At 68.9% G+C, this 26,787-nt stretch carries 21 protein-coding genes; 9 read left to right on the top strand and 12 right to left on the bottom strand.

Translation table 11 applies throughout. The annotated features are described in order from the left end of the window. The first annotated feature begins 204 nt into the window (after nt 1-204). Genes RHOFW104R8_RS09555 through RHOFW104R8_RS09540 form a run of 4 tightly spaced genes read left to right on the top strand, consistent with a single transcriptional unit; the run spans nt 205 to nt 2,536 of the window. On the top strand, nt 205-864 hold the full coding sequence (locus RHOFW104R8_RS09555) for an energy transducer TonB (RefSeq protein WP_068093672.1): 660 nt from the start codon (nt 205-207) through the stop codon (nt 862-864). Between the two features lie 55 nt (nt 865-919). Further along, entirely contained in the window at nt 920-1,693 is a 774-nt protein-coding gene (locus RHOFW104R8_RS09550) for a MotA/TolQ/ExbB proton channel family protein (RefSeq protein ID WP_201028733.1), read from the top strand. Nucleotides 1,694-1,704: 11 nt separating this feature from the next. Further along, nucleotides 1,705-2,127 (top strand): biopolymer transporter ExbD, encoded by a 423-nt coding sequence (locus RHOFW104R8_RS09545; protein ID WP_068093678.1) that lies wholly within the window; start codon nt 1,705-1,707, stop codon nt 2,125-2,127. 4 nt (nt 2,128-2,131) lie between these two features. Continuing rightward, the gene (locus RHOFW104R8_RS09540) at nt 2,132-2,536 is read left to right on the top strand and encodes a biopolymer transporter ExbD (protein WP_068093679.1); all 405 of its coding nucleotides are present in this window, start codon (nt 2,132-2,134) and stop codon (nt 2,534-2,536) included. Nucleotides 2,537-2,612: 76 nt separating this feature from the next. Here the strand turns inward: RHOFW104R8_RS09540 and RHOFW104R8_RS09535 are convergent, their stop codons facing one another. Both RHOFW104R8_RS09535 and RHOFW104R8_RS09530 read right to left on the bottom strand, forming a co-directional pair. Next, nucleotides 2,613-3,356 carry a pyridoxine 5'-phosphate synthase gene (locus RHOFW104R8_RS09535; RefSeq protein WP_068093683.1) on the bottom strand — a complete coding sequence of 248 codons (744 nt, stop codon included), beginning with the start codon at nt 3,354-3,356 and terminating at the stop codon, nt 2,613-2,615. 80 nt (nt 3,357-3,436) lie between these two features. Next, nucleotides 3,437-4,015, bottom strand: a complete 579-nt coding sequence (locus RHOFW104R8_RS09530; protein ID WP_407071435.1) for a 4'-phosphopantetheinyl transferase family protein — start codon at nt 4,013-4,015, stop codon at nt 3,437-3,439. Nucleotides 4,016-4,173: 158 nt separating this feature from the next. On the opposite strand from RHOFW104R8_RS09530, the gene RHOFW104R8_RS09525 reads away from it, so the two are divergent. Beyond that, complete coding sequence (locus RHOFW104R8_RS09525; protein ID WP_068093689.1) at nt 4,174-7,653, top strand: PAS domain-containing hybrid sensor histidine kinase/response regulator; 3,480 nt, start codon at nt 4,174-4,176, stop codon at nt 7,651-7,653. Between the two features lie 13 nt (nt 7,654-7,666). On the opposite strand, the gene RHOFW104R8_RS09520 is transcribed toward RHOFW104R8_RS09525, so the two are convergent. From RHOFW104R8_RS09520 to acs, 4 genes are all read right to left on the bottom strand, one after another. Next, complete coding sequence (locus tag RHOFW104R8_RS09520; protein ID WP_068093693.1) at nt 7,667-9,130, bottom strand: glutamate synthase subunit beta; 1,464 nt, start codon at nt 9,128-9,130, stop codon at nt 7,667-7,669. Between the two features lie 20 nt (nt 9,131-9,150). Continuing rightward, a complete protein-coding gene (locus tag RHOFW104R8_RS09515; RefSeq protein ID WP_082823583.1) occupies nt 9,151-13,854 on the bottom strand; it encodes a glutamate synthase-related protein in 4,704 nt (1,567 codons plus the stop codon). 206 nt (nt 13,855-14,060) lie between these two features. Beyond that, complete coding sequence (locus tag RHOFW104R8_RS09510) at nt 14,061-14,732, bottom strand: response regulator transcription factor (protein WP_068093699.1); 672 nt, start codon at nt 14,730-14,732, stop codon at nt 14,061-14,063. A 98-nt stretch (nt 14,733-14,830) separates the two neighbouring features. Continuing rightward, the gene (gene acs, locus RHOFW104R8_RS09505) at nt 14,831-16,771 is read right to left on the bottom strand and encodes an acetate--CoA ligase (RefSeq protein ID WP_068093702.1); all 1,941 of its coding nucleotides are present in this window, start codon (nt 16,769-16,771) and stop codon (nt 14,831-14,833) included. A 220-nt stretch (nt 16,772-16,991) separates the two neighbouring features. On the opposite strand from acs, the gene RHOFW104R8_RS09500 reads away from it, so the two are divergent. Both RHOFW104R8_RS09500 and RHOFW104R8_RS09495 read left to right on the top strand, forming a co-directional pair. Continuing rightward, nucleotides 16,992-18,368, top strand: a complete 1,377-nt coding sequence (locus RHOFW104R8_RS09500; RefSeq protein WP_068093705.1) for a hypothetical protein — start codon at nt 16,992-16,994, stop codon at nt 18,366-18,368. 157 nt (nt 18,369-18,525) lie between these two features. Then, a complete protein-coding gene (locus RHOFW104R8_RS09495; RefSeq protein WP_068093708.1) occupies nt 18,526-20,196 on the top strand; it encodes an MFS transporter in 1,671 nt (556 codons plus the stop codon). 76 nt (nt 20,197-20,272) lie between these two features. On the opposite strand, the gene RHOFW104R8_RS09490 is transcribed toward RHOFW104R8_RS09495, so the two are convergent. Next, a complete protein-coding gene (locus tag RHOFW104R8_RS09490) occupies nt 20,273-20,533 on the bottom strand; it encodes a GlsB/YeaQ/YmgE family stress response membrane protein (RefSeq protein WP_068093710.1) in 261 nt (86 codons plus the stop codon). A 152-nt stretch (nt 20,534-20,685) separates the two neighbouring features. Here RHOFW104R8_RS09490 and RHOFW104R8_RS09485 point away from each other — a divergent pair, with 152 nt between their 5' ends. Next, the gene (locus tag RHOFW104R8_RS09485; protein WP_068093712.1) at nt 20,686-22,359 is read left to right on the top strand and encodes an AMP-binding protein; all 1,674 of its coding nucleotides are present in this window, start codon (nt 20,686-20,688) and stop codon (nt 22,357-22,359) included. Between the two features lie 81 nt (nt 22,360-22,440). On the opposite strand, the gene RHOFW104R8_RS09480 is transcribed toward RHOFW104R8_RS09485, so the two are convergent. After that, nucleotides 22,441-22,680: a hypothetical protein gene (locus RHOFW104R8_RS09480; protein WP_068093713.1), complete on the bottom strand. Its 240-nt coding sequence runs from the start codon at nt 22,678-22,680 to the stop codon at nt 22,441-22,443. A 146-nt stretch (nt 22,681-22,826) separates the two neighbouring features. Between RHOFW104R8_RS09480 and RHOFW104R8_RS09475 the strand changes: the two genes are divergently transcribed. After that, a complete protein-coding gene (locus RHOFW104R8_RS09475; protein ID WP_068093716.1) occupies nt 22,827-23,945 on the top strand; it encodes a PA0069 family radical SAM protein in 1,119 nt (372 codons plus the stop codon). Nucleotides 23,946-23,984: 39 nt separating this feature from the next. Here RHOFW104R8_RS09475 and RHOFW104R8_RS17810 read toward each other — a convergent pair whose 3' ends face one another. Genes RHOFW104R8_RS17810 through RHOFW104R8_RS09460 form a run of 4 tightly spaced genes read right to left on the bottom strand, consistent with a single transcriptional unit; the run spans nt 23,985 to nt 26,735 of the window. Continuing rightward, nucleotides 23,985-24,464 (bottom strand): hypothetical protein, encoded by a 480-nt coding sequence (locus RHOFW104R8_RS17810; protein WP_235604378.1) that lies wholly within the window; start codon nt 24,462-24,464, stop codon nt 23,985-23,987. Nucleotides 24,465-24,485: 21 nt separating this feature from the next. Further along, nucleotides 24,486-25,460, bottom strand: coding sequence for a hypothetical protein (locus RHOFW104R8_RS09470; protein ID WP_235604377.1), 975 nt, complete (start codon nt 25,458-25,460; stop codon nt 24,486-24,488). Then, complete coding sequence (locus RHOFW104R8_RS09465; protein ID WP_068093719.1) at nt 25,457-26,350, bottom strand: ABC transporter ATP-binding protein; 894 nt, start codon at nt 26,348-26,350, stop codon at nt 25,457-25,459. Before RHOFW104R8_RS09465 ends, RHOFW104R8_RS09470 begins: the two co-directional genes overlap by 4 nt. Before the next feature lies 1 nt (nt 26,351). Further along, entirely contained in the window at nt 26,352-26,735 is a 384-nt protein-coding gene (locus RHOFW104R8_RS09460; protein WP_063089723.1) for a GntR family transcriptional regulator, read from the bottom strand. Between the last annotated feature and the right edge of the window lie 52 nt (nt 26,736-26,787).

Raw genomic sequence — 26,787 nt, 5'->3', positions numbered from 1 at the left:
GGCGTGCGCCACGGTGCGGATGGACGTCCATATTTCCTCCCCCTCGGTGCTATACAAATGCCATGCTCTGTTGTAACGTTGAAAACCTTTCCCTGCGTATCCCCAGCGGCAAGTTCTTTCCGGGTTCCGTCCATGCATCGGACGGTTTCGGGTCAAGCCCTGCGGCAACGTTCTCTTCCGTTGATCAGCTTCAGACAGTGACAGATGGCCTCAAGTAACGAAGATATCGGGCGCGAGCCGTTTAGCTGGAAGCGCACCTGGGCATTGGCAGTTGCCATCGGACTGCATGCGTTTGCGTTCCTGTTGATCGTGGCGCCAATGGCGCCCCCGCATCAGGACCACAAGGAAAAGGAACGCATCGTCCAGGTGAACTTCATCGAACCGCCGCCGCCGCCGCCGCCACCACCGCCGCCGCCGCCGGAGCCGCCGAAGCAGCCGCCGCCGAAGATCATCCAGCAGATCAAGCCGCCACCGACCCCGCCGCCGCCGACTCCGCCGCCGCCGGTGGAAGAGGTGTCGAGCAATGCAGTGGCCGCTGCGCCGCCTGCGCCGCCGGCACCGCCTGCGCCGCCGGCGGACATCACGGCCAGCTCGGATCTCAGCTACAACAGCCGGCTTCAGCCGAAGTATCCGCCGCAGGCCATTCGCCAGCGGCACGAGGGTACGGTCGTGCTGATGATCCTGGTGGGTGTGGATGGCTCGCCCAAGGACATCCAGATCGACCGGTCCAGCGGCTACCATGAACTTGATCGTGCCGCCATGGATGCCGCACGCCGTTGGCGCTTCAATCCAACGATTCGAAATGGACAAAAAGTTGAAGGGTACGCACGCGTTCCGGTCAACTTCAATCTCAGCCAGCTGTAATCGGGTTCGCCCGGTTACAGTTACAGTTCACGCTTGACTTCCCTAGGGTAGCGTTATGTTCCTACAGACTCCTGATACGACCGGTGCCGCGCAGGCGATGGGTGGCAACACCAATGCCGAAGCCATGAAGCAGATGGGCTTCGACAACCTGATCCAGAACTTCGACTGGCTAGGCTGGGTGGTCTTCGTGACCCTGGTCGCGATGTCGTTCCTGTCGTGGTACTTCATCATCGCCAACGGCATCCGCAATGCGACCGTGAAGGCTCGCGCCGACAAGGTCATCAACGGCTTCTGGGGCAACGGCTCCACCCAGGACGCGATTCGCGAACTGGAAGCCCAGCCGCGCAGCGAGCCGTTCTCCAAGATCGCGCTCGACGCCGCCTCGGCGGTCGCCCACCACCAGCAGGCCACCACGGCGGCAGGCACCACCGGCCGCCTGGCCGAATCGCTGAGCCGTTCGGAGTTCATCGACCGCGCCCTGCGCCAGGCCGTGGCCCGCGAGAGCCTGCGTCTGGAAGGCGGCATGACCCTGCTCGCCACGGTGGGTTCGGCGGCGCCGTTCGTCGGCCTGCTCGGTACCGTGTGGGGCATCTACCACGCCCTGATCCGCATCGCCGCTTCCGGCAACGCGTCGATGAACGCGGTGGCTGGCCCGGTCGGCGAGGCGCTGATCATGACCGCGTTCGGTCTATTCGCCGCGATCCCGGCGCTGTTCGCTTACAACTTCTTCAGCCGCTCGAACCGCGTGGTGTACGCCCGTTTCGACGAATTCGCGCACGACCTGCACGACTTCTTCGCCACCGGTTCGCGCGTCGAAAGCCAGAAGTGAGGGATTGACCCATGGCAGTCAGCCTAGGTGGCAATTCCGGCGGTCCGATGTCGGAAATCAACGTCACGCCGCTGGTCGACGTGATGTTGGTACTGCTGATCATCTTCATGATCACGGCGCCGCTGATGTCGCACTCCATCACGATCGACCTGCCCACCGCGAATCCCAAGACGCCGGATTCCGAGATGGCGGTGCCGCCGCTGGATCTGGCGGTCAAGCAGGACGGCAGCATGTACTTCAACGACCACCTGGTCACCGAAGCCGAGTTGCGGGCGCAGTTCGCGGTGAATGCACAGAAGTCGCCCCAGCCGGAGCTGCAGATCCGCGCGGACAAGGGTACCGAGTTCAAGATCGTGAAGAAGATCATCGGCGACGCCAAGGATTCGGGCATGGTGCATGTCGCGTTCATGACCACTGACGCGCCGAAGGGGTGACGAGATGGCTTTCACTACCAACACCAGTGGACCGATGTCGGAAATCAACGTCACGCCGCTCGTCGACGTGATGCTGGTACTGCTGATCATCTTCATGATCACGGCGCCGGTGCTCGCGCACCGGATCCAGGTCGACCTGCCGCAGCCGAATCCGAACGTGGTTCCGCCGACCAACCCGCCGGATCCGATCCACCTGAAGATCGACCAGGGCGGCGCGCTGTACTGGAACGATACGCCGGTGGACGAGCTGGGCCTGAAGGCGCAGTTTGCGGTGATCGCCCAGCAGAGCAACCAGCCGGAAATCCAGATCGCCGCGGCCGACGCGGTGGCCTACGAGCACGTGGCGCGCGTACTGGCTGACGCGAAGAGCTACAAGCTGGTGAAGATCGGGTTCACCGAAAACCTCTGATCCGGCATTCCGGGGCAGTATCAAGCACGAAACCCCCGCCTTGCGCGGGGGTTTTCGTATGCATGGGAAACGTCGCTCAGCGCAGGATCTGCAGGTACTTGTGCACTGTGGTGGCCAGCCCCTCGTACAGCGCTTCGCCGATCAGCGCGTGGCCGATCGAGACCTCGGCCAGGCCGGGGATCGCCGCCTTGAACGTGCCCAGGTTCGCCTGGCTGAGATCGTGCCCCGCGTTCACCGCGAGCCCGGCCTGCTGCGCGTGCCGCGCGGTATCGGCGCAGGCGGCCAGCGCGGCCTGGGGCTGGCCTTCGGCAAAGGCGTGGGCGTAAGGTCCGGTGTAGATCTCGATGCGTTCCACGCCGATCGAGGCGGCCAGCTCGAAACCCCGGCAGCCGGCGTCCACGAACAGGCTGACCCGGCAGCCGAGCGCACGCAGTTCATCGACCAGCGGCTGCAGCCGCGGGAGATCGCGCTGCAGGTCGAAGCCGTGGTCGGAGGTGATCTGGCCGTCGCCGTCGGGCACCAGGGTGACCTGGGCAGGGCGTACCTCGCGGGCCAATGCGAGCAGCCCAGGGTAGGCGCCGCGGGCGGCGGCGAACGGATTGCCCTCGATGTTGTACTCGACCCGGCCGCGCAGGGTCGCGGCCAGTGCGCGCACGTCGTCCGGACGCACGTGGCGCAGGTCGGGGCGCGGGTGCACGGTGATGCCGCCGCAGCCGGCCTCGATGCAGGTCTGCGCGGCGCGGCAGATGTCGGGTTCGTCGCCGCCGCGCGAATTGCGCAGCACGGCGATCTTGTTGAGGTTGACGCTGAGCAGGGTCATCGCGGACGGCGCTCCCGGGTAGAGCCGTGGACAGGGCAACGCCGGCGGCGATGCCGGCGGGGTCGGAAACAGTGCGCCGATCAGCCGCGGCTGGCAAGCGTGCCGAAGCGGACCTGCCGTTCGCCGCCACGCCACGCCAGCGTCGCGACCAGTCCGGGCGCGATGGCCAGCCGCCGCAACTGCCAGGCTGCGGCGTCGTCGCCCTCGAGACGCTGCAGGCTGGGCCGCTCGGTGGTGCCGGCGATGCTGAGGCGGTCCAGCCCGAACGCGAGGCCGCGTCCCAGAGCCTTGAGCACCGCCTCCTTGGCCGTCCACAGTTCGAGGAAGGCGGCGCTGCGCGCGGCCGGCGGCAGCGCGGCGAGCGCGGCGGCCTCCTCGGCGCTGAAGTAGCGCTCGGCGATCGCCAGCGCGCGTGGCCGCGGGCGCAGGCATTCGAGGTCGACGCCGGGGGCGACGTGCCGGCCCACCGCCACCAGCGCATCGGCGCCACTGTGCGACCAGTTGAAGTCGAGCGAGGGATCGTGCCCGCCGGCCAGCACCGGCCGGCCGTAGGCGCCTTCCGCCAGCACGACCCGATCCGCCGGCAAGCCGAGGTAGGCGGCCAACACCGCGCGCAGCGGTCCGCGTCCGTCCCGCGGGTGATAGTCCAGTCGCCACACGTGAATCTCGTCATCGCGCAGGTGCTCTGCTACGTTGGCAAGCGTCGGTAGGCGCGCGGCGGTCATCCGCGCATGGTGCCGCCCGCGCCGGCACCGCACAAGCGCATGCCCGGCTCCGGCGCAGAGCAGGAACGGCTTCGAGTGAGAGGGGTGAGGGCTTGATTCAGGGCTGGCTGCTGTTGCTGGTGTCGCTGCTGTACGTCGGGCTGCTGTTCGTGGTGGCCTACGCCGGCGACCGGCGGCCGCTGTACCCGCGCCAGCCGCGGCTGCGCCCGATCGTCTACAGCCTGGCGCTGGCGGTGTACTGCTCGTCGTGGACGTTCTACGGCGCGGTCGGCACGGCCGCGCGCGACGGCCTGGCCTACCTGCCGATCTATCTCGGCCCGATCCTGCTGTACGTGTTCGGCTTCGGCCTGCTGCGCCGGCTGGTGCAGGTGGTGAGGCAGCGCAACATCACCTCGATCGCGGACTTCATCGGCGCGCGCTTCGGCAAGTCGCACGGCCTGGCCGCGCTGGTGGCGGTGATCGCGGTGGTCGCGGTGGTGCCGTACATCGCGCTGCAGTTCAAGGCGGTGGCGATGTCGTTCGGCGTGCTCGGCGGAACCGCGCTGGGCGCGGTCAGGAGCGGCGGCATCGACAGCGCGATGTGGTGCGCGGTGCTGCTGGCGGTGTTCGCGATCCTGTTCGGCACGCGCAGCATCGACGCCACCGAGCACCACCACGGCATGATGCTGGCGATCGCGCTGGAGTCGCTGATCAAGCTGCTGGCATTCGTGGTATTGGCAGGCTACGCGCTGTGGCGGGGGCCGGGGCTGGTCGGCACCGTGCAACTGCCGGTTGCCCAGCTGAGCCACGGCCTGTCGCCCGGCTTCCTCGCGCAGACCATGCTGGCGTTCTGCGCGATGTTCTGCCTGCCGCGGCAGTTCCAGATCGGCATGGTCGAGTGCGAGGACGCCGGCGACCTCACCCGCGCGCGCTGGATGGTGCCGCTGTACCTGATCGTCGTCAGCGTGGCGGTGCTGCCGATCGTGGCGGCCGGCGCGCGCATGCCGCTGCTGCACTCGAGCGGTGCCGATGCGTGGGTGCTGACCCTGCCGATGGCGCACGGCGACCGCGGCATGGCGCTGCTGGCCTTCATCGGCGGCTTTTCGGCGGCCACCGGCATGGTGATCGTGGCCTCGGTGGCGCTGTCGACGATGATCAGCAACGACCTGGCGATGCCCGCGCTGCTGCGCATCCGCCGGCTGCGGCTGGAGCAGCGCAGCGATCTGTCGCAGCTGGTGCTGGGCGTGCGCCGGATCGCGATCATCGCGCTGGCGCTGATGGCCTACGCCTACTACCGGGTGGCCGCGAACGCGGAGAACCTGGCCGCCACCGGCCTGCTCGCATTCGCCGCGGTGGCACAGTTCGCGCCCGCGCTGATCGCCGCACTGTACTGGCGCGGCGCCAGCCGCCGCGGCGTGGTGACGGGTCTGGCCGGCGGTTTCGTGGTGTGGCTGTACACCATGCTGCTGCCTGCGGTGGTGCGCACGGACCAGTGGCTGCACCACGGACCGTTCGGCTGGGACTGGCTGCGCCCGCAGGCGCTGTTCTACCTGAGCGGCTGGGATCCGGTGATGCACGGCACGTTCTGGTCGCTGCTGGTCAATGCGGGCTGCCTGGTGTTCGTCTCGCTGCGCTTCCGGCCCAGCCTGGAGGAACGCCTGCACGCGGCGGTGTTCATGGACGCCGACCCGGCCAGCCGCGGCGGCGCCGGCGACTGGCGCGGTCGCGTGGCGGTGGCCGACCTGCGCACCATCGCCGAGCGCATCGTGGGCGAGCGCAGCAGCGTGCGCGCGTTCGAGGAGTACGCGCAGCGGCGCGACAAGCCGCTGCTGCCCGGCGAGGCGGCCGACCGCGCGCTGATCCAGTACACCGAGCGCCTGCTCGCCTCGGCGGTGGGCGCGGCCAACGCGCGGCGCATCCTGATCAGCGCGCTGTCCGGCAGCGGCCTCGACCTGGCCGAGTCGGTGGCGCTGCTGGACGAGGCCTCGCAGGAACTGCGCTTCAACCGCGAGCTGCTCTCCACCACGCTGGAAAACGTCTCGCAGGGCATCAGCGTGGTCGACGCGCAGATGCGGCTGGTGGCGTGGAACCGCCGCTACCTGGAGCTGTTCGACTACCCCGACGGCATGGTCCACGTGGGGGTGCCGGTGGCCGAGCTGATCCGCTGGAACGCCGAGCGCGGCGAGTGCGGCCCGGGCGAGGTCGAGGCGCACGTGGCCAAGCGCATCCAGTACATGCGCGCCGGTTCGCCGCACCTGTTCCAGCGCGTGCGCCCCGACGGCACGGTGATCGAGATGCGCGGCCGCGCGCTGCCCGGCGGCGGCTACGTCACCACCTACACCGACGTCACCGCGTACAAGCATGCCGAGCAGGCGCTGATCGAGGTGAACGAGACGCTGGAGCAGCGCGTCGAACAGCGCACCGCCGAGCTGTCCGAGGCGCTGGCCGCCACCGCGCAGGCGCGCCGCGCGGCGGAAACCGCGAACATCTCCAAGACGCGCTTCCTCGCCGCCGCCAGCCACGACCTGCTGCAGCCGCTGAACGCGGCGCGCCTGTTCACCTCGGCGCTGCGCCAGCATTCCGGGCTGGACGCCGAAGCGAGCGGGCTGGCCGAGCGCATCGACGCCTCGTTTCGGGCTGCCGAGGACCTGCTCGACGCGCTGCTCGACATCTCGCGGCTGGACGCCGGCAGCTACCATCCCGAAGTCGGCGGCTTCGCGCTGGCCGAACTGTTCGATTCGCTGAAGGCGCAGTTCGCGGTGGTCGCCGAGCAGCGCGATCTGCGCCTGCGCGTGGTGCCGACCACGCTCGCCGTGCGCAGCGATCCGCAGCTGTTGCGCCGGATCCTGCAGAACTTCCTTTCCAACGCGCTGCGCTATACCAGCCGGGGTGGCGTGCTGCTGGGCGCGCGGCGGGTGGGGGGCGAGGTGCGCATCGAGGTATGGGATTCCGGCCCCGGCGTCGCGGCAGAGCAGCGCGCGCGCATCTTCGATGAGTTCCAGCGGCTGGAACACCCGTCGCCGTGGGGCGAGAAAGGGCTGGGCCTGGGCCTGTCGATCTGCGACCGCCTCGCCGGCATGCTCGGCCACCGGCTCGACCTGCATTCGCGGGTCGAGCACGGCAGCTGCTTCGCGGTGACCGTGCCGCGCAGCGAGGCGGTGCCGGTGCGGCGCCAGCGGGTGGAGCGCGCCGGCCCGGACAAGCAGCTGCCGCTGACCGTGCTGTGCCTGGACAACGACGCCAGCATCCTCGACGGCATGCGCGCCCTGCTCAGCCGCTGGGGGGTCGATTGCCGCACCGCGCTGGACGTGGCGCAGGCCCGCGCCGAACTGAGGCGCGGGCCCATCGACCTGATCCTGGCCGACTACCACCTAACCGACAGTGTCGACGGCCTGCAGGCATTGCAGCAGCTGCGCGACGCGCTGGGCGAACTGCCGCCGGTGGCGATGATCACCGCCGACGGCAGCAGCGAGCTGAAGCAGCGCGCCCGTGCGCGCGGCTACCCGGTGCTGCACAAGCCGGTGCGCCCGGCCGCGTTGCGTGCGCTGCTGACCGCGCTGGTGCGGCGCCAAGGCGAGGACCGGCCCGCCTGAGCCGGCGGGCGGGTCAGCGCGGCAGGCTGGAATGGCCCATCAGGAACTCGTCCACCGCGTGCGCACACTGGCGCCCTTCGCGGATCGCCCAGACCACCAGCGACTGGCCGCGGCGCATGTCGCCGGCGGCGAAGACCTTGTCCACGCTGGTGCGATAGCCGCCGCGGGCCTCGGTACCGGCCCTGGCGTTGCCGCGTGCATCCTTGGCCACGCCGAACGCGTCCAGCACGCCCTGCGCGGGCGCGACGAAGCCCATGGCCAGCAGCACCAGGTCCGCCTGGATCTCGAACTCGCTGCCGGCCACCTCGTGCATCTTGCCGTCCTTCCACTCCAGCCGGACAGCGGTGAGGCTTTTGACCCGGCCCTTGCCGTCGTCGTTGAAGCACTTGGTGGCCACCGCCCAGTCGCGCTGGCAGCCTTCCTCGTGCGAGCTGGAGGTGCGCAGGCGGATCGGCCAGTACGGCCACACCAGCGGCTTGTCCTCCTGCCTGGGCGGCCGCGGCAGCAGCTCGAACTGGGTCACCGCCACGGCGCCTTGCCGGTTCGAAGTGCCCACGCAGTCGGAACCGGTGTCGCCGCCGCCGATGACGACGACCTGCTTGCCGGTGGCGACCAGCTGGTCGTTCAGCGCGTCGCCGGCCGCCACGCGGTTCGCCTGCGGCAGGAACTCCATCGCGAAATGCACGCCCTGCAGCGCGCGGCCGGGCACCGGCAGGTCGCGCGGGGTTTCCGCGCCGCCGGTGAGCGCCACCGCGTCGAATTCCCGCAGCAGCAGTTCGGGCGCGATCACGCTGACCTTGCCGTGGTGCCCGGCGTCGGCCGCGGCGCCCACGAACACGCCGGTGCGGAACTGCACGCCTTCGCCGCGCATCTGCTCCAGGCGCCGGTCGATGTGGCCCTTGTCCAGCTTGAAGTCGGGGATGCCGTAGCGCAGCAGGCCGCCGATGCGGTCGCTCTTCTCGAATACGGTCACCGCGTGGCCGGCGCGGGCCAGCTGCTGCGCGGCGGCCAGCCCGGCCGGGCCGGAGCCGACCACGGCCACCTTCCAGCCGGTTTTGCGCGCGGCCGGCTGCGCCACCACCCAGCCTTCCTCCCACGCCTTGTCGATGATCTTGTGCTCGATCGACTTGATGCCCACGGCATCGTCGTTGATGTTCAGCGTGCAGGCGGCCTCGCAGGGAGCGGGGCAGATGCGGCCGGTGAACTCGGGGAAGTTGTTGGTCGAATGCAGCACGTCGATCGCGCGCTTCCAGTCCTGCCGGTACACCAGGTCGTTGAAGTCCGGAATGATGTTGTTGACCGGGCAGCCCTGGTGGCAGAACGGCGTGCCGCAGTCCATGCAGCGCGCGGCCTGCAATTTGGCCTGGTCGTCGGACAGCTGCTGGGTGAACTCGTGCCAGTGCTTCTTGCGCTGCGCGGGCGCCTCGCTGGTTTCCTGCAGGCGCGGGTACTCGAGAAAGCCGGTGATCTTGCCCATCTGTGGTGTTCCCCCTGGACTCAGGCCGTGGCCTTCTCGGTGGATGCGGTCGCGGTTTCCCGCGGCGGTTGGGCCAGCGCGCGCTTGTACTCGTGCGGCATCACCTTGACGAAATGCGTGCGCGCATTGATCCAGTCGTGCAGGATCGCCCTGGCGCGGAAACTGCCGGTGTAGCGGAAATGCGCCTCGAGCAGCCGGCGCAGGATCGCCTCGTCGGTTTCGCCGGCGCCGCCGCGGGTGGGCGGATGCCACAGCGCCCGCGGCACCCGCAGCTCCTGCTCGACGCCGGAGAGCAGCGGTTCCAGGCCGACCATGGAAAGATTGCAGCGCGGCTGGAAGTGCAGCTCGGGGTCGTAGACGTAGGCCACCCCGCCGGACATGCCGGCGGCGAAATTCCGCCCGGTCTCGCCGAGCAGGACCACGGTGCCGCCGGTCATGTATTCGCAGCCGTGGTCGCCGACGCCTTCCACCACGGCCGTGGCGCCGGAGTTGCGCACGGCGAAGCGTTCGCCGGCGACGCCATTGAAGTAGGCCTCGCCTTCGGTGGCGCCGTACAGCACCGTGTTGCCGGCGATGATGTGCTCCGGGCCGAAGCCGTGGAAGTCGTTCGGCGAGCGCACCACGATGCGTCCGCCGGACAGGCCCTTGCCCACGTAGTCGTTCGCCTCGCCGACCAGGTCGAGCGTGATGCCGCGGGCCAGGAACGCGCCGAAGCTCTGTCCGGCGGTGCCGTCCATCTGGATGTGGATGCTGTCGTCGGGCAGGCCGGCGTGGCCGTGGCGGCGCGCCACCTCGCCGGAAAGCATGGTGCCCACGGTGCGGTTCACGTTGCGCACGCTGACGATGAAGCTGGTTCGTTCGCCGCGCTCCAGCGCGGGCCGGGCCTTCTCGATCAGGGTGTGGTCGAGCGCCTTGCCGGCCTGGTCGAGGCCGTGGTCCTGTGCGGACACGTGCCGCCGCGCCACCTCCGCCGGCACCTCGGGGCGGTAAAACACGCGGGCGAAATCCAGCCCGCGCGTCTTCCAGTGCGCGATGCCCTGGCGGATGTCGAGCAGGTCGGCGCGGCCGACCAGTTCGTCGAAGCGGCGGATGCCCAGCTGCGCCATGATCCGGCGCGCCTCCTCGGCCACGAAGAAGAAGTAGTTCACCACGTGCTCGGGCTTGCCGCTGAACTTCCTGCGCAGTACCGGATCCTGCGTGGCCACGCCGGTGGGGCAGGTGTTGAGGTGGCACTTGCGCATCATGATGCAGCCTTCCACCACCAGCGGCGCGGTGGCGAAGCCGAATTCGTCGGCGCCGAGCAGGGCGCCGATCACCACGTCGCGGCCGGTCTTCATCTGGCCGTCCGCCTGCACCCGGATGCGGCCGCGCAGGCGGTTCAGCACCAGGGTCTGCTGGGTTTCGGCCAGGCCCAGTTCCCACGGCGTGCCGGCGTGCTTGATCGACGACCACGGCGAGGCGCCGGTGCCGCCGTCGTGGCCGGCGATCACCACGTGGTCGGCCTTGGCCTTGGCCACGCCGGCCGCCACCGTGCCCACGCCCACCTCGGACACCAGCTTCACCGAGATCGACGCCTGCGGGTTGCAGTTCTTCAGGTCGTGGATGAGCTGGGCCAGGTCCTCGATCGAGTAGATGTCGTGGTGCGGCGGCGGCGAGATCAGGCCCACCCCCGGCACCGAGAAGCGCAGCCGGGCGATGTAGTCGGAGACCTTGTGGCCGGGCAGCTGGCCGCCCTCGCCGGGCTTGGCGCCCTGCGAGATCTTGATCTGGATCTGGTCGGCCGAGACCAGGTAGGCCGCGGTGACGCCGAAGCGGCCCGAGGCCACCTGCTTGATGCGCGAGCGCAGCGAGTCGCCGGCCTCGAGTTCGAGATCGCGTTCGATGTGCGCCTCGCCGAGCAGGCCGGCGACGGTGTCGCCCTGCTTGATCGCCACGCCGCGCAGCTCGCCCTGGTAGCGCGCCTCGTCCTCGCCGCCTTCGCCCGTGTTGGACTTGCCGCCGATGCGGTTCATCGCGATGGCCAGCGTGGTGTGCGCCTCGGTCGAGATCGAGCCCAGCGACATCGCGCCGGTGACGAAGCGCTTGACGATCTCGGCGGCCGGTTCCACTTCGTCCAGCGGAATCGCCGCGGCCGGGTCGAGGCGGAACTCGAACAGCCCGCGCAGCGTCATCAGGCGCCGGCTCTGGTCGTTGACCAGCTGTGAATACTCCTGGTAGGTCTGCGCGTTGTTGGCGCGGGTGGCGTGCTGCAGCTTGGCCACCATGTCCGGCGTCCACATGTGTTCCTCGCCGCGCACGCGCCAGGCGTACTCGCCGCCCACGTCCAGCGCGTCGGCCAGCACCGGGTCGTCGCCGTAGGCGGCGGCGTGCAGGCGCAGCGCTTCCTCGGCCACCTCGAACAGGCCGATGCCCTCGATGTTGGAGGTGGTGCCGGTGAAGTACTTGTCCACCAGCTCGCGGCTCAGGCCCACAGCCTCGAAGATCTGCGCACCGGTGTAGGACATGTAGGTGGAGATGCCCATCTTGGACATCACCTTCTGTAGGCCCTTGTCGATCGCCTTGATGTAGTTGCGGATCGCCTTGTCCGCGCCGATCCCGTCGCTGCCCGCGGCGAAGTGCTGCGCCAGCACTTCCATCGCCAGGTAGGGGTGGATCGCCTCGGCCCCGTAGCCGGCGAGCAGGGCGAAGTGGTGCACCTCGCGCGCCGAGCCGGTCTCCACCACCAGGCCGGTGCTGGTGCGCAGGCCCTTGGTGACCAGGTGCTGGTGGACGGCCGAGGTGGCCAGCAGGGCCGGGATCGCCACGCGCTCGCGGTCGCTGCGCCGGTCGGACACGATCAGGATGTTGTGGCCCTGGCGGATCGCGTCGGTGGCTTGCGCGCACAGCGAGGCGAGGCGCGCCTCGATGCCCGCCTTGCCCCAGGCCGCCGGATACGTGATGTCCAGCTCGAAGCTGCGGAACTTGCTCTTGGAGTAGCGCCCGATCTTGCGGATCTTGGCCATCTCGGCGAAGTCCAGCACCGGCTGGGCCACCTCCAGCCGCAGCGGCGGGTTGATGTTGTTGATGTCCAGCAGGTTGGGCTTGGGCCCGATGAAGGACACCAGCGACATCACCAGCTGCTCGCGGATCGGGTCGATCGACGGGTTGGTGACCTGCGCGAACAGCTGGCGGAAATAGTTGTACAGCGACTTGCTGCGCTCCGACAGCACCGCCATCGGCGAGTCGTTGCCCATCGCGCCGATCGCCTCCTCGCCGGCCTGCGCCATCGGCAGCAGCTGGAACTTCAGGTCCTCCTGGGTGTAGCCGAAGGCCTGCTGGCGGTCGAGCAGGCTGTCGACGGCGCGCGCTTCGGCGCGCGGCTCCGGCAGCGCGTCCAGCTTGATCCGGATGTGCTCGATCCACTGCTTGTACGGCCGGGCGTTGGCCAGCTGGTCCTTCAGCTCCTTGTCGTCGATGATGCGGCCCGCTTCCATGTCGATCAGCAGCATCCTGCCCGGCTGCAGCCGCCACTTCTTCACGATGCGCGATTCGGCGACGGGCAGCACGCCGGCCTCGGAGGCCAGGATCACCAGATCGTCGTCGGTGATCAGGTAGCGCGCCGGGCGCAGGCCGTTGCGGTCGAGCGTGGCGCCGACCTGGCGGCCGTCGGTGAAGGCGATCGCGGCGGGGCCGTCCCAGGGTTCCATCATCGCGGCGTGGTATTCGTAGAACGCGCGGCGGTTGTCGTCCATCAGCGTGTGGCGTTCCCAGGCCTCGGGAATCATCATCATCATCGCGTGCGACAGCGGGTAGCCCGCCATGGTCAGCAGCTCGAGGCAGTTGTCGAACGAGGCGGTGTCGGACTGGCCGGGGTAGATCAGCGGCCACAGCTTCGCCAGGTCGTCGCCGAGCACCGGCGAGGAGATCGCGCCGGTGCGCGCGTTGATCCAGTTCACGTTGCCCTTGACCGTGTTGATCTCGCCGTTGTGCGCGATCATGCGGTAGGGGTGGGCCAGTTCCCACGCGGGGAAGGTGTTGGTGGAGAAGCGCTGGTGCACCAGCGCCAGCGCCGACACGGTGCGCGGGTCGGCCAGGTCGAGGTAGTACTGGCCGACCTGGCCGGCCAGCAGCAGGCCCTTGTAGACCACTGTGCGGCTGGACATCGAGGGGACGAAGTATTCCTTGCTGTGCTTCAGGCCCAGCGCGCGGATCGCGTGGCTGGAGGTCTTGCGGATGACATACAGCTTGCGCTCCAGCGCGTCGGGCACCATGACGTCGGGCCCGCGCCCGATGAAGAGCTGTCGCACCACCGGTTCGGTCGCCTTGACCGCCGGCGACATCGGCATCCCGGCGTCGACGCGCACGTCGCGCCAGCCCAGCACCACCTGGCCCTCGGCCCGCACGGTGCGCTCCAGCTCCTGTTCGCAGGCCAGCCGCGAGGCGTGCTCCTTGGGCAGGAAGATCATGCCCACGCCGTATTCGCCCGGCGGCGGCAGCTGCACGCCCTGCTGCGCCATGTCCTCGCGGTAGAGCAGGTCGGGGATCTGGATCAGGATGCCGGCGCCGTCGCCCATCAGCGGATCGGCGCCGACCGCGCCGCGGTGATCCAGGTTGCGCAGGATCAGCAGGCCCTGCTGGACGATGTCGTGGCTTTTCCTGCCCTTGATGTGGGCGACGAAACCCACGCCGCAGGCGTCGTGTTCGTTGGATGGGCTGTACAAACCCTGCGCGCGCGGCTGAGCCATGTTCTCCACTCCCGGCATGGGGAGAATCGACTATAGTGCGCCGCAACAAAAGAAAGCAAGAAAATCAAATAGCCGTATATAAGGCTGATTGACGGCGTGCCCCGGCGCCGAAGAAACCGCGTCCGGGCCGCATCGGCGCAGGCGATACGGCGGGCGGCTCGGGATGTCCGGCCCAACCCAGGCCCGATCCGCTCGCCCGCAAGGGCTCAGTCGGGATCGTCCGCTATGGCCGGCAGGCTTTCCTGGTCGACCGCGAGCTGGCTGGCGAGCAGGGCCACCTGGGTGCGGTTGTTGACGCCGAGCTTGCGCATGATCGCGGTCATGTGCGCCTTCACGGTGGCCTCGGAGACGCCCAGCTCCCATGCGATCTGCTTGTTCAGCAGGCCCTCGGCGATCATCGTCATCACGCGGAACTGCTGCGGCGTCAGCGCGGCGACCTGCGCGGCGGCGGCCGCTTCGTCGGGCTTGAGCTCGGCGGGGTTGCCGAGCAGGGCCGGCGGCAGCCAGACGTCGCCGTCCAGCACGGCGCGGATCGCCGCCACGATGTCGGCGCCGGCGGTGGACTTGGGGATGTACGCCGAGGCGCCGTGCGCCAGCGCGCGGCGCGCCACCTGCGCCTCCTCGTGGCCGGAGACCACGATGGTCGGCAGCCCCGGGTACTGGCCGCGGATGTGCGCCAGCGCGGAGTAGCCGCGCGCGCCGGGCATGTGCAGGTCGAGCAGCAGCAGCTCGGCGTCGGGGAACTGCTCGATCAGGCCGAGCAGGGTGTGCACGCTGTCGGCCGTATGCACGCGCGCCTGCGGCAGCGCGGCCAGCACCGCGCGCTGCAGGGCATCGCGGAACAGCGGATGGTCGTCGGCGATCAGGATGTCGGGCATGGGCTTCGTCGGGAGTGCAGGAGCGCACCCTGTGCGCGATGCTTTTGTCCGGTGGTGGGGAAAGAGCATCGCGCACAGGGTGCGCTCCTACAGTTACCTCATTTGATCAATCGCTCGTCGACCAGGTTCTTCACCACGCCCGGGTCGGCCAGGGTGGTGATGTCGCCGAGCTGGTCGGGCAGATTCTCGCCGATCTTGCGCAGGATGCGGCGCATGATCTTGCCCGAACGGGTCTTCGGCAGGCCGGGCGCCCACTGCAGGTAGTCCGGCGTGGCGATCGGGCCGATCTCCTTGCGCACCCAGGCGATCAGTTCCGCGCGCAGCGCATCGCTGCCGGTCTCGCCGGCGACCAGGGTGACGTAGGCGTAGATGCCCTGGCCCTTGATCTCGTGCGGGCAGCCGACCACGGCGGCCTCGGCCACCTTCGGATGCGCCACCAGCGCGCTCTCCACCTCGGCGGTGCCGAGGCGGTGGCCGGACACGTTGATCACGTCGTCGACGCGGCCGGTGATCCAGTAGTAGCCGTCCTCGTCGCGGCGCGCGCCGTCGCCGCTGAAGTAGTTGCCGGGATAGGCGCTGAAGTAGGTGTCGATGAAGCGCTGGTGGTCGCCGTAGATGGTGCGCACCTGGCCGGGCCAGGAATCGGTGATCAGCAGGTTGCCCTCGGCCACGCCTTCCAGCACCTGGCCGTCGGCGTCGACGATGGCCGGCTTGACGCCGAAGAACGGCAGCGTGGCCGAGCCGGGCTTGGTGGCGATCGCGCCGGGCAGTGGCGAGATCATGATGCCGCCGGTCTCGGTCTGCCACCAAGTGTCGACGATCGGGCAGCGGCCCTCGCCCACCACGTGGTAGTACCACTCCCACGCCTCCGGGTTGATCGGCTCGCCGACCGAGCCGAGCAGGCGCAGCGACGCGCGGGAGGTCTTCTTCACCGGGCCCTCGCCCTCGCGCATCAGCGCGCGGATCGCGGTGGGCGCGGTGTAGAACAGCGTCACCTTGTGCTTGTCGATCACCTGCCAGAAGCGGCTGTGGTCGGGATAGTTCGGCACGCCCTCGAACATCACCGTGGTGGCGCCGTTGCAGAGCGGGCCGTACACCACGTAGCTGTGGCCGGTGACCCAGCCGACGTCGGCGGTGCACCAGTAGACGTCGTCCTCGCGCAGGTCGAACACCAGCTCGTGGGTGTAGCTGATGAACACCAGGTAGCCGCCGGTCGAGTGCTGCACGCCCTTCGGCTTGCCGGTGGAGCCGGAGGTGTACAGCACGAACAGCGGGTGTTCGGCGTCGACCGGGACCGGCGGGCAGTCGGCGGACTGGCCTTCCATCAGGGTGTGGTAATAACGGTCGCGCGGCGACTGCATGTTCACCGCGCCGCCGGTATGGCGCACCACGATCACGGTTTCCACGCTGTTGGTGCCGGGGCGCTCCAGCGCCGCGTCCACGTTGACCTTGAGCGGGATGTGCTTGCCCGCGCGCAGGCCCTCGTCGGCGGTGACCACCACCTTGGCCTGCGAGTCGGCGATGCGCCCGGCCAGCGAGTCGGGCGAGAAGCCGCCGAACACCACCGAGTGGGTGGCGCCGAGGCGGGCGCAGGCCAGCATCGCCACCGCCGCCTCGGGGATCATCGGCAGGTAGATCGCCACGCGGTCGCCCTTGGCCACGCCGAGGTGCTTCAGCGTGTTGGCGAACTTGCACACTTCGGCGTGCAGCTCGCGGTAGGTGATCCTGCGCGAATCCTTCGGGTCGTCGCCCTCGAAGATGATCGCGACCTTGTCGCCGCGCTTCTCCAGGTGGCGGTCGAGGCAGTTCGCCGACACGTTGAGCTCGCCGTCCTCGTACCAGCGGATGTGCAGGTCGTCGCGCCTGAACGAGACGTCCTTGATCCGGGTCGGCGCGCGGGTCCAGTCCAGCCGCTGGCCGACGCGGCCCCAGAAGCCCTCCGCATCGCGCACCGACTCGGCGTAGAGGCGCGTGTAATCGTCGTGGCGCAGGCGCGCGGCGGCGGCGAACGAGGGATCGACCGGGTAGAGCTTGGACATGGCTGGGCTCCTGCTGGCTGGGTGCCGGGAACGGCGAGGGGGATGCCGCGGCAGGCGACGGCGCCCGGCGGCATGCGGGCTTCGAGTGTAGCCCGATCGTTGCGGCGGAGGCGGCGCGGCGGCGTCTCGACTTTGGTCGAACTTCGACCAATGGCGAATAGTCGCCCGCGCCGCAGCATGGCCATGCTCGGCCCGTCATCGACCTTGGGGAGACGCACGCATGACGACGCGATACACGAACCGTTACAAGGCGCTCGCCCTGAGCATGGCCTGCGCGCTGGCCCTGCCGCTGGCCGCGCATGCGCAGAGCGACGCGCGCGAACAGCAGCTCGAGCAGCGCGTGGCGCAGCTGGAGCAGCAGTTGAACGAACTGAAGGCGATGATCAAGGCGCAGAAGGCCGCGCCGGCGCCGCAGGCTCCGGCCGCGCAGAGCGTGGCCGCCACGCCCGCGCCCACGCCGACCTTCAGCAGCGCGCCCGGCGTGTCGGTGGCGCTGCACGGCTTCATCAGCGCCAGCGCGTTCAGCCAGAACAAGAGCTTCACCTACGGCAACGGCCAGAACGCGCTGTTCCCGATACCCGGATCGAAGGGTTCGCTCAGCGGCGTCGACGTGCGCAACACGCGCTTCTGGCTCGACTTCAAGGGCGCCAAGTTTGCCGGCGACTGGAACGGCGGCGGCCGCATCGAGATGGACTTCTTCGGCGGCTTCAACGGCACCGGCGCCTACAGCCAGCAGCAGGCGACGCCGCGCCTGCGCCAGGCCTACATGGACCTGACCAACCCTGAAACCGGTACCACGGTGCGCATCGGCCAGCAGTGGGACCTGATGTTCCCGATCGACAACTCGCCCACCTCGCTGGCGCACATCGCGTTCCCGCTGGGCTTCGGTTCCGGCTACGGCGGCTGGCGCTTCCCCGGCGTGGTGGTGATGCAGGACATCAACCACGGCAGCACCGGTGCGCAGTGGCGTATCGACGTGGCGGCGTTCGAGGGCAACTGGAGCGGTCCCGGCAACAACATCAACTACCTCACCGCCGGCAACGCCGGTTTCCGGCCGCAGATCGAGGCGCGGCTGCACGTGCAGGACAAGAACTGGCTGGCGTACTTCGCCGCTCACTACAGCAAGGTCGACCTGCGCGGCGTGGATGGCAACGCGCCCACGCCGATCCGTTCCGAGGTGACCAGCGTGGGCTACGAGGTCGGCGGCCAGTGGAAACCCGGTCCGTGGACGTTCAAGGGGCTGGCCTATGCCGGCAATGGCCTCGGCGAGATCTTCGGCGCGATGTCGCAGTTCGGCGACATCAGCGAGCGCGGCGGCTTCGTGCAGGCCGGCTACAGCTTCACGCCGAACTGGAGCCTGTACGCGTTCTACGCGTACAGCAAGCCCGACAGCAAGGACGTGATCACCTGGATGGGCCATGGCGCGACCGGCCTGCTGCGCAACCGCCAGGCCGCATTGAGCCTGCAGTACACCGCCGGCTCCTACGACCTCAGCGCCGAATGGATGCACGACAAGATCGACTCCACCAGCAACGGCACCGACCGCAAGACCACCACCGGCAACCAGGTCAGCCTCAACGCGCTGTATCGCTTCTGAGGTTCATGGCGGCGTGCCTCGGCACGCCGCCGCCCAACCTCCCGCGAGACCGGGAGGATGACGAGGTGCGGCCCGGGGCAAGGGACGGTCCGCACCTTCCGACTTCTCCCCAGGGTTCCGGGCAGAGGCAATTCACTTATTTCGGGAGGGGAAACACATGGCCACCAATGCCATCGACGCCATCGGCAGCCGTGCCGACAACGCGCTCGACGTCAGCCACAAGCGGGTGATCCTGGCATCCAGCCTGGGCACCGTGTTCGAGTGGTACGACTTCTACCTGTACGGCTCGCTCGCCGTGATCATCGGCCACCAGTTCTTCTCGGGGTTGAACGAGGCGAGCCAGCTGGTGTTCGCCCTGCTCGCGTTCGCCGCCGGCTTCGCGGTGCGCCCGTTCGGTGCGCTGGTGTTCGGCCGGGTCGGCGACCTGGTCGGGCGCAAGTACACGTTCCTGATCACCATCGTGATCATGGGCCTGTCCACGTTCTTCGTGGGCCTGCTGCCCAGTTACGGCTCGATCGGCATGGCCGCGCCGGTGATCCTGATCGCGTTGCGCATGCTGCAGGGCCTGGCGCTGGGCGGCGAGTACGGCGGCGCGGCCACCTACGTGGCCGAACACGCACCGAAGGGCAAGCGCGGCCTGTACACCAGCTTCATCCAGATCACCGCCACCTTCGGCCTGTTCCTGTCGCTGCTGGTGATCCTGGGCTGCAAGTGGATGCTCGGCGACAAGTTCGACGACTGGGGCTGGCGCATTCCGTTCCTGCTGTCGTCGCTGCTGCTGGCGGTGTCGGTGTACATCCGCCTGCAACTAGCCGAGTCGCCGGTGTTCAAGCAGATGAAGGCCGAGGGCAAGCAGTCGAAGGCGCCGCTGACCGAGTCGTTCGCGCGCTGGGGCAACCTCAAGCTGGTGATCCTGGCCCTGCTCGGCGCCACCGCCGGCCAGGCCGTGGTGTGGTACTGCGGCCAGTTCTACGCGATGTACTTCCTCGGCAGCACGCTGAAGATCGATGCCACCACTACCCAGCTGATGATCGCCGCGGCGCTCGTGATCGGCACGCCGTTCTTCGTGTTCTTCGGCTGGCTGTCGGACAAGATCGGGCGCAAGCCGGTGGTGCTGGCCGGCTGCCTGCTCGCCGCGCTGACCTACTTCCCGATCTTCAAGGCGATCACCCACTACGGCAACCCGGCGATCGAGGCGGCCAGCGTGACGGCGCCGGTGCGGGTGCAGGCCGATCCCGCCGGCTGCAGCGTGCAGATCGACCTGATCGGCAAGAAGGTCTTCACCAGCTCCTGCGACGTGGCCAAGAGCTACCTGGCCAAGCGCGGCGTGCCGTACGAGAACGTCGTCGCCGCGGCGGGCACGCCGGCGGTCGTCTCGATCGGCGGCCAGCAGTTCCCCTCGTTCGAGGGCGGCGCCCTGTCCAAGGCCGATTTCACCGCCCGCAGCAAGGCCTTCGGCGACAGCGTCGGCAAGGCGCTTGCCGCGGCCGGCTATCCGGCCAAGGCCGATCCGGCGCAGACCAACAAGCCGATGCTGGTGCTGCTGCTGACGATCCTGGTGCTCTACGTGACGATGGTCTACGGGCCGATCGCCGCGTGGCTGGTGGAGATGTTCCCCACCAAGATCCGCTACACCTCGATGAGCCTGCCATACCACATCGGCAACGGCTGGTTCGGCGGCTTCCTGCCCTCGGTGTCGTTCGGCATCGTCGCGGCCACCGGCAATTTCTACGCCGGCCTGTGGTATCCGGTGGCGATCGCCGCGATGACGTTCGTGATCGGCATGCTGTTCGTGCGCGAAACCAAGGACGTGAACCTGCACGACTGAACCCGCGTGTGCCACGGGGAAACGCAGCGGCCCGCGCCGCTGCGTTTTCCTTTGCCGCCATGGGCAGGATGAACCGTCAGGCGCGCTTGACCAGGCCGATCACCACCAGCAGCACGATCGCGCCAATCATCGCGTAGACGATGCTGGTGAGGATCGGGCCGCCGAGGCTGAAGCCGACGCCCAGCGTCGGCAGCAGCCAGCCGGCAAGAAACGCACCGATGATGCCGACCACGATGTTGCCGAGCAGGCCGAAGCCGAAACCACGGACGATCATGCCGGCGAGCCAGCCGGCGATCGCGCCGATGACGAGGAATATGATCAGGCCACTTGCCGTCATCGTGAACTCCCGTTTGGACAAAGGGGCAGGGTCGACGCGTTGTCCACCCAGGTCGCGGCCAGCGTGGGGGAGCCGGTGTGCAGCGATCGTGACGGATATGGAGGCATGATGTCGGTGGCCACGTGGCAAGCGACGGATATGGGAAAACCTGCGTGAAGGCGGCAGCAAGCTATGTCCATGGTGCCAGCCCGCAACCGTTGCTGGGCGACACCGTGGGTGCGCTGATCGACCGCATCGCCGCCGCCTATCCCGAGCGGCCGGCGCTGGTGGTGCGCGCGCAGGGCGTGCGGCTGAACTACCGCGCGTTCCATGCCGCGGTGGAGCGCGCGGCCGCCGGCCTGCTGGCGCTGGGCCTCGAGCGCGGCGACCGCGTCGGCATCTGGTCGCCGAACCGCGCCGAATGGGTGCTGCTGCAGTTCGCCGCGCCGAAGGCCGGGCTGATCCTGGTCAACATCAATCCGGCCTACCGTACGCATGAGCTGGAGTATTCACTGAACAAGGTGGCTTGCCGCGCGCTGGTGCTGCCGCGCCGCTTCAAGACCTCGCACTACCTGGACATCCTCGCCGAACTGGCGCCGGAACTGGCCGCCGGCGCGCCGGGCGAGTTGCACGCGGCGCGGCTGCCGGCGCTGCGCGAGGTGATCCTGCTCGACGACGAGCCGGCGCCCGGGACGCGCGGCTGGCGGCAGCTGGTGGAGCTTGGCGACGCCGCGGCGCTGGCGCATCTGCACGCGACCGAACGCGAACTGGGCTTCGACGACCCGGTCAACATCCAGTTCACCTCCGGCACCACCGGCGCGCCGAAGGGCGCCACCCTGACCCACCACAATATCGTCAACAACGGCTGGTTCATCGGCGAGGCGATGCGCCTCACCGAGCACGACCGGCTGTGCATCCCGGTGCCGTTCTACCACTGCTTCGGCATGGTGCTGGGCAACCTCGCCTGCGTCACCCATGGCGCCTGCATGGTGATTCCCGGCGAGGGCTTCGACGCGCTGGCCACGCTGGAGACCGTGGCGGCGGAAAAGTGCACCGGCCTGCACGGCGTGCCCACCATGTTCATTGCCGAACTCGAGCACCCGCGCTTCGCCGAGTTCGACCTGTCCAGCCTGCGTACCGGCATCATGGCCGGCTCGCCGTGCCCGATCGAGGTGATGCGGCGGGTGGTCGGCGAGATGCACCTGGGCGAGATCACCATCGCCTACGGCATGACCGAGACCAGCCCGGTGAGCTTCCAGACCGTGCCCGACGATCCGCTGGAACGCCGCGTCGACAGCGTGGGCCGGATCCATCCGCAGCTGGAGGTGAAGCTGGTCGACGAGCGTGGGCGCATCGTGCCGCGCGGCATGCCGGGCGAACTGTGCACGCGCGGCTACTCGGTGATGCTGGGCTACTGGGAGGACGAGGCGCGCACCCGCGAGGTGATCGACGAGGCGCGCTGGATGCACACCGGCGACCTCGCGGTGATCGACGCGGACGGCTACTGCCGCATCGTCGGCCGGCTCAAGGACATGATCATCCGCGGCGGCGAGAACGTGTACCCGCGCGAGATCGAGGAGTTCCTGTACGCCCACCCGAAGGTGCTCGACGTGCAGGTGTTCGGCGTGCCCGACGCGAAGTTCGGCGAGCAGGTGTGCGCGTGGATCCGACTGCGCGAAGGCGTCAGCGCCAGCGTGGCCGAGATCCAGGATTACTGCCGCCACCACCTCGCCTACTACAAGGTGCCGCACTACGTGCGCTTCGTCGATGCCTTCCCGATGACGGTGACCGGCAAGGTGCAGAAGTACCTGATGCGCGAGGCGATGGCCGCCGAGCTGGGGCTGTAGGAGCGCACCCTGTGCGCGATGCTTTGAGGCCAATCGGGCCAGGAGCATCGCGCACAGGGTGCGCTCCTACCCGTCAGTACCTTACCGATCCGGGCGTTCGTGCTTCAGCGGCACCTTGCCCTCGCGCAGCCGCTTCAGGTCGTACTCGGACAGGCTGTCCCCGCGTGCGCTGCCGGCGATGCGCGCCTGCACGAAGGCCAGCGTGGTGGCGAAGACGCCGATCAGCCCGACCAGCAGCCAGAAGCCCCAGGCGCCGGCGCCGTGGCGGGTGAAGCACAGCATGAACGCGAACACGGTAAAGGCGAGCAGCAGCCAGCGCATGAAGTAAGCCCCGACAGGTGAAAGCGCGCCGCCGGCAGCGGCGGACGGCCGCATCATAGCGTCGCCATGGCGCGTCCGGCGCGCGCCGGATCACGCCGCGAAAAGATGTCGCGGCGACTGAGACGTCGCCGCGCGACACTGCTCCGATGGATCGCTCCTCGCCATTGCCGACCTCCCCGGAACAGCTCCCCGCGACGCGCCCGCTCAAGGGCCGCGGCGCCGCCTCCAATCCGGAAGGCCGCTTCGAGAATATCCGCCACCAGGCCGAGGACGACGGCTGGCAGAGCGCGCTGCTGGACGGGGATGCGCCACGCCCGCGCACCGAGGTCACCGAGGAACGCGCCAAGAGCGTGATCACCCGCAACGACTCGCCCGACATCGCCTTCGAGCAGGCGATGAACCCGTATCGCGGCTGCGAGCACGGTTGCATTTATTGCTTCGCGCGGCCCACGCACAGCTACCTCAACCTCTCGCCCGGGCTGGACTTCGAGACGAAGATCCGCGCCAAAGGCAACCTCGCCGAGGTGCTGCGCGTGGAACTGGCCAGGCCGGGCTACCGGGTCAGCCCCATCAATATCGGCAGCAACACCGACCCCTACCAGCCGATCGAGAAGAAGTGGCGGCTGACCCGCGCCGCGCTGGAACTGCTCGCCGAATGCCACCACCCGTGCACCATCGTGACCAAGAACGCGCTGGTCGAGCGCGACCTCGACATCCTGCAGCCGATGGCGCGCGAGAAGCTGGTGCAGGTGTTCGTCTCGGTCAACTCGCTGGACAACCACCTCGCCGCGAAACTCGAGCCGCGCGCCAGCGCGCCGCACCGGCGGATCCAGGCCATCGCCGCGCTCGCCGCTGCCGGCGTGCCGGTGGGCGTGCTGGCGGCGCCGATCATCCCGGCGCTGAACGACAAGGACATGGAAGCGGTACTCGAACGCGCGCACGAAGCGGGTGCGCGCTGCGCCGGCTACACCACGCTGCGCCTGCCGTGGGAACTGAAAGCCTTGTTCCGCGAATGGCTGGCCCTGCACGTGCCGCAGCGCGCCGAACACGTGATGAGCCTGGTGCGGCAGATGAACGGCGGCCGCGACTACGACAGCGACTTCCGCACCCGCATGCACGGCCAGGGCGTGTTCGCCGACCTGCTGCGCCGCCGCTTCGAAGTCGCCTGCCGCAAGCACGGCTTCATCCGCGCCCGCGAACTCACCCTCGAAACCTCGCGCTTCGTGCCGCCGCGCAAACCGTCGCCGCAAGGCGAGTTGTTTTGACGCGGTGGCCGCGGATGGACATCCCTCCGCGGCTTCGGCTCAGGGCTGCGCCAGGAACGGATGCGGCAGTCGCTGCATGCCACGCCAGCCGCGTCGGCCGAGCCAGACCATTGCCGCGCCGAACAGCAGCCAGCTCAGCACCAGCGGTGGCAGTGTCGAGGCCGCGCCATGCAACGGGTGGCGACCCAAGGCCAGCACGGGCAGCAGCATACTGAGCAGGGTCAGCGCGATCGCGATCGTCAGCAGCAGGCCGGCGCCCCAGATCGGCAGCGCGCGGCCACCGAACAGGTTGAGCACGGCGGCCATGGTGATCGTGGCCGCACCCAGCTGCGCCAACAATAGGAACGACAGCATCGCCGCATGGTCGTGCCAGCACAACATGGCCACGCCGACCAGGAGCAGTACCAGCGCATGCATCAGCAGCGGCAGGCCGAGCGCGGCGCGCAGCAATTGCCAGCGGACGTGGGCGTGCCCGCCCAGCCCGGGCAGCAGTGCCAGCAGGGGCAGTTCGCCGTTCACCCGCTGCCAGCGCTTGCCCAGTCACAGCAGGCTCAGCGCGCTGATCATTGGCCCGGCCATCACGCCGAGCGTGCCGAGGCCGCCGACCAGGCTACCCTTCAGTAGATCCGTATTGTCGCGATCGTGCGGGCCGAGATAATCCAGCAGCAGGATCGACAGTACGGGTACCGCGACAATGCCAAGCAGCAGCGCCAGCTGCCGGACGTGGCTGCTCAGGGTCAGCGGCAGGTACCAGCCGCCCAGCGCAACCCGCAGTGCGCGGTGCGGCCGCGTCGGGCCAACATCATCCAGATCGACGGCCGGCTGCAGCCAGCCCGGCCGCTGGCACAGCAAGCGCTGCTCGCCGACCTGGCTCCAGAGGCCCCAGCTGCCGTTGCGGAACTGCAGCACCATCGGCGAGCTCCAGCCGCTTGCCTGGCCGTTGCTCACGCGCAGCAGCTGTCGCCAGCGCCAGGCACAGCACAGCAACAGCACCGGGATCAGCAGCAGCATCACCTCGACCGTGCGTGGATCGGTGAAGCCGGGCAGGTCGAAATGGCGCCACAGCCCGTTGAGCAGCGAGGGCGTCAGGCCGATCACGATGGCGAGATAGCGCGGCATCAGCGCGAACAGCAGTCCGCCGGTGCCGAGCAGGGCCAGCAACGCGGTGGCGGGCAGCAGCGGCTGCCCGGCCCGTGCCAGCACGGCCAGCGGCAAGCCGAGACCCAGCGCGCCGTACAGGCACAGGCTGGCGAGGATCGGGCACTGCACCCCCGGCACGCGCAGCAGCCGGGCGTCGATCGCCAGCAGCAGGCTGAGCGGCAGGAAGAACGCCCACACGAAGAACAGGCCGATGCCATACAGCATCGCCGCGCCCCGCCAGGCATCCGGCCGACCGGCGAGCAGGCCGAGCGCGAGCGCGCCTGCACTGCACAGCGCGAACACCAGTACAGTCATCCAGCGCAGCTGGCGGTGCGCCGAGTACCAGGGTATCTGCAAAAGCTGTGCGAGATTCATCCAGCGATCTCCACGAACAGGTCTTCCAGGCCCAGCGCGTCGATGCGCGCGCCGGCCAGCTCGGCGGCTTCCGGCCAGCAGCCGCGGGAGTCGCGTTCGACGACCAAGCTAAGGCTGCCGTCGTCGTGGCGGTGTCGGCTGAGGCTTTGCGCGGGTGCGGCCGCGCTCATCCGCGCCGGCAGCCACAGTCGCGCATAACGTTCCTTGGTGTCGTCCACGCCGCAGCGGAACAGCAGCCTGCCCTGGTGCAAGAACGCCACCTCCGAGGCGGCGCGTTCCAGGTCCGACACGATGTGGGTGGAGAACAGCACGGTGGTGCCCGCGTCGCCGGCGCGCAGCGCCACCTCGCGCAACAGCTCGCGGCGCGCCACCGGGTCGAGCGCCGCGGCCGGCTCGTCCAACACCAGCAGCTCCGGCTGCGAGGCGAGTGCGCGGATCAGGTCCACTCGCTGGCGCTCGCCCGGCGACAGTTTGGCCAGCAGCTTGTTTTCCGGGATCTGCCAGCGCTCCAACATGTGCTTCGCGAACACCTTGTCCCAGCGCGGGTAGAAGCGGCCGACAAAATCGAGCATCTGACGCGCGCTGAGCCAGGCCAGCGCCTCCGGCTGCTGAGGCACGTAGGCGATACGCGCCTTGGCGGCGTCGGACAGCGTCAGCGCCGGCTCACCGAACACGCGCGCCTCGCCAGCACGCGGCTCGAGCAGGCCGAGCATGACGCGGATCAATGTGGACTTGCCGGCGCCGTTGCGGCCGACCAGGCCGAGCACGCTGCCCGGTTCCAGGACCAGGTCGACCCCGTCGAGCGCGTTGCAGCCGTCGTAGCGATGGACAAGGCCACGCACGGCGAGTGGGGCGGTGGCGGATTCCGTTTCACGCAGCATGGCGTTCATCTCACTCTCCCAGCAGTTTGGTCAGTCGCCGCAGCACCGGCTCGGCGGGCAGTTCGAGTTCACCGACGTGACGCGCCAGTGCCTGCAGTTGCGGTTCGAGCAGGGCGAGGCGCTGGTGTTCGGTCCGGTTGGCGAGGCGCGTGGCGGCCACCGTCATGCCCTTGCCGCGCAGGCGTTCAAGCAGGCCCTCGCTTTCGGCAATGCCATAGGCACGCGACACGGTCATCGGATTGATCGCGTGGAATGCGGCCACCTCGCGTACCGACGGCAGAAGCTCTCCCGGCACTAGCTGGCCGCCGGCGATCAGCCGGCGCAGCTGTTCCGCGATCTGCCGGTAGATAGGCTCGCTGGCGGCGGGTTGTATGTTGAGCAGTGATGCATCCATGTGTATCAGTACAGCAATACACTTGGCGCTTGTCAAGCATGATTTGCGGCGG

The sequence above is a fragment of the Rhodanobacter sp. FW104-R8 genome (assembly GCF_001617365.1).
In the GTDB taxonomy this organism is placed as follows: domain Bacteria; phylum Pseudomonadota; class Gammaproteobacteria; order Xanthomonadales; family Rhodanobacteraceae; genus Rhodanobacter.
Note: the sequence above shows the minus strand (reverse complement) of the source record. Positions and strands in the feature narration are given on the sequence as shown.

Excerpts from the sequence above, each read along its gene's own strand:
- RHOFW104R8_RS09555 (WP_068093672.1), top strand. The coding sequence starts at position 205 with ATGGCCTCAAGTAACGAAGATATCGGGCGCGAGCCGTTTAGCTGGAAG.
- RHOFW104R8_RS09550 (WP_201028733.1), top strand. The coding sequence starts at position 920 with ATGTTCCTACAGACTCCTGATACGACCGGTGCCGCGCAGGCGATGGGT.
- RHOFW104R8_RS09545 (WP_068093678.1), top strand. The coding sequence starts at position 1,705 with ATGGCAGTCAGCCTAGGTGGCAATTCCGGCGGTCCGATGTCGGAAATC.
- RHOFW104R8_RS09540 (WP_068093679.1), top strand. The coding sequence starts at position 2,132 with ATGGCTTTCACTACCAACACCAGTGGACCGATGTCGGAAATCAACGTC.
- RHOFW104R8_RS09535 (WP_068093683.1), bottom strand. The coding sequence starts at position 3,356 with ATGACCCTGCTCAGCGTCAACCTCAACAAGATCGCCGTGCTGCGCAAT.
- RHOFW104R8_RS09520 (WP_068093693.1), bottom strand. The coding sequence starts at position 9,130 with ATGGGCAAGATCACCGGCTTTCTCGAGTACCCGCGCCTGCAGGAAACC.
- RHOFW104R8_RS09515 (WP_082823583.1), bottom strand. The coding sequence starts at position 13,854 with ATGGCTCAGCCGCGCGCGCAGGGTTTGTACAGCCCATCCAACGAACAC.
- RHOFW104R8_RS09510 (WP_068093699.1), bottom strand. The coding sequence starts at position 14,732 with ATGCCCGACATCCTGATCGCCGACGACCATCCGCTGTTCCGCGATGCC.
- acs (WP_068093702.1), bottom strand. The coding sequence starts at position 16,771 with ATGTCCAAGCTCTACCCGGTCGATCCCTCGTTCGCCGCCGCCGCGCGC.
- RHOFW104R8_RS09500 (WP_068093705.1), top strand. The coding sequence starts at position 16,992 with ATGACGACGCGATACACGAACCGTTACAAGGCGCTCGCCCTGAGCATG.
- RHOFW104R8_RS09495 (WP_068093708.1), top strand. The coding sequence starts at position 18,526 with ATGGCCACCAATGCCATCGACGCCATCGGCAGCCGTGCCGACAACGCG.
- RHOFW104R8_RS09490 (WP_068093710.1), bottom strand. The coding sequence starts at position 20,533 with ATGACGGCAAGTGGCCTGATCATATTCCTCGTCATCGGCGCGATCGCC.
- RHOFW104R8_RS09480 (WP_068093713.1), bottom strand. The coding sequence starts at position 22,680 with ATGCGCTGGCTGCTGCTCGCCTTTACCGTGTTCGCGTTCATGCTGTGC.
- RHOFW104R8_RS09475 (WP_068093716.1), top strand. The coding sequence starts at position 22,827 with ATGGATCGCTCCTCGCCATTGCCGACCTCCCCGGAACAGCTCCCCGCG.
- RHOFW104R8_RS09470 (WP_235604377.1), bottom strand. The coding sequence starts at position 25,460 with ATGAATCTCGCACAGCTTTTGCAGATACCCTGGTACTCGGCGCACCGC.
- RHOFW104R8_RS09465 (WP_068093719.1), bottom strand. The coding sequence starts at position 26,350 with ATGAACGCCATGCTGCGTGAAACGGAATCCGCCACCGCCCCACTCGCC.
- RHOFW104R8_RS09460 (WP_063089723.1), bottom strand. The coding sequence starts at position 26,735 with ATGGATGCATCACTGCTCAACATACAACCCGCCGCCAGCGAGCCTATC.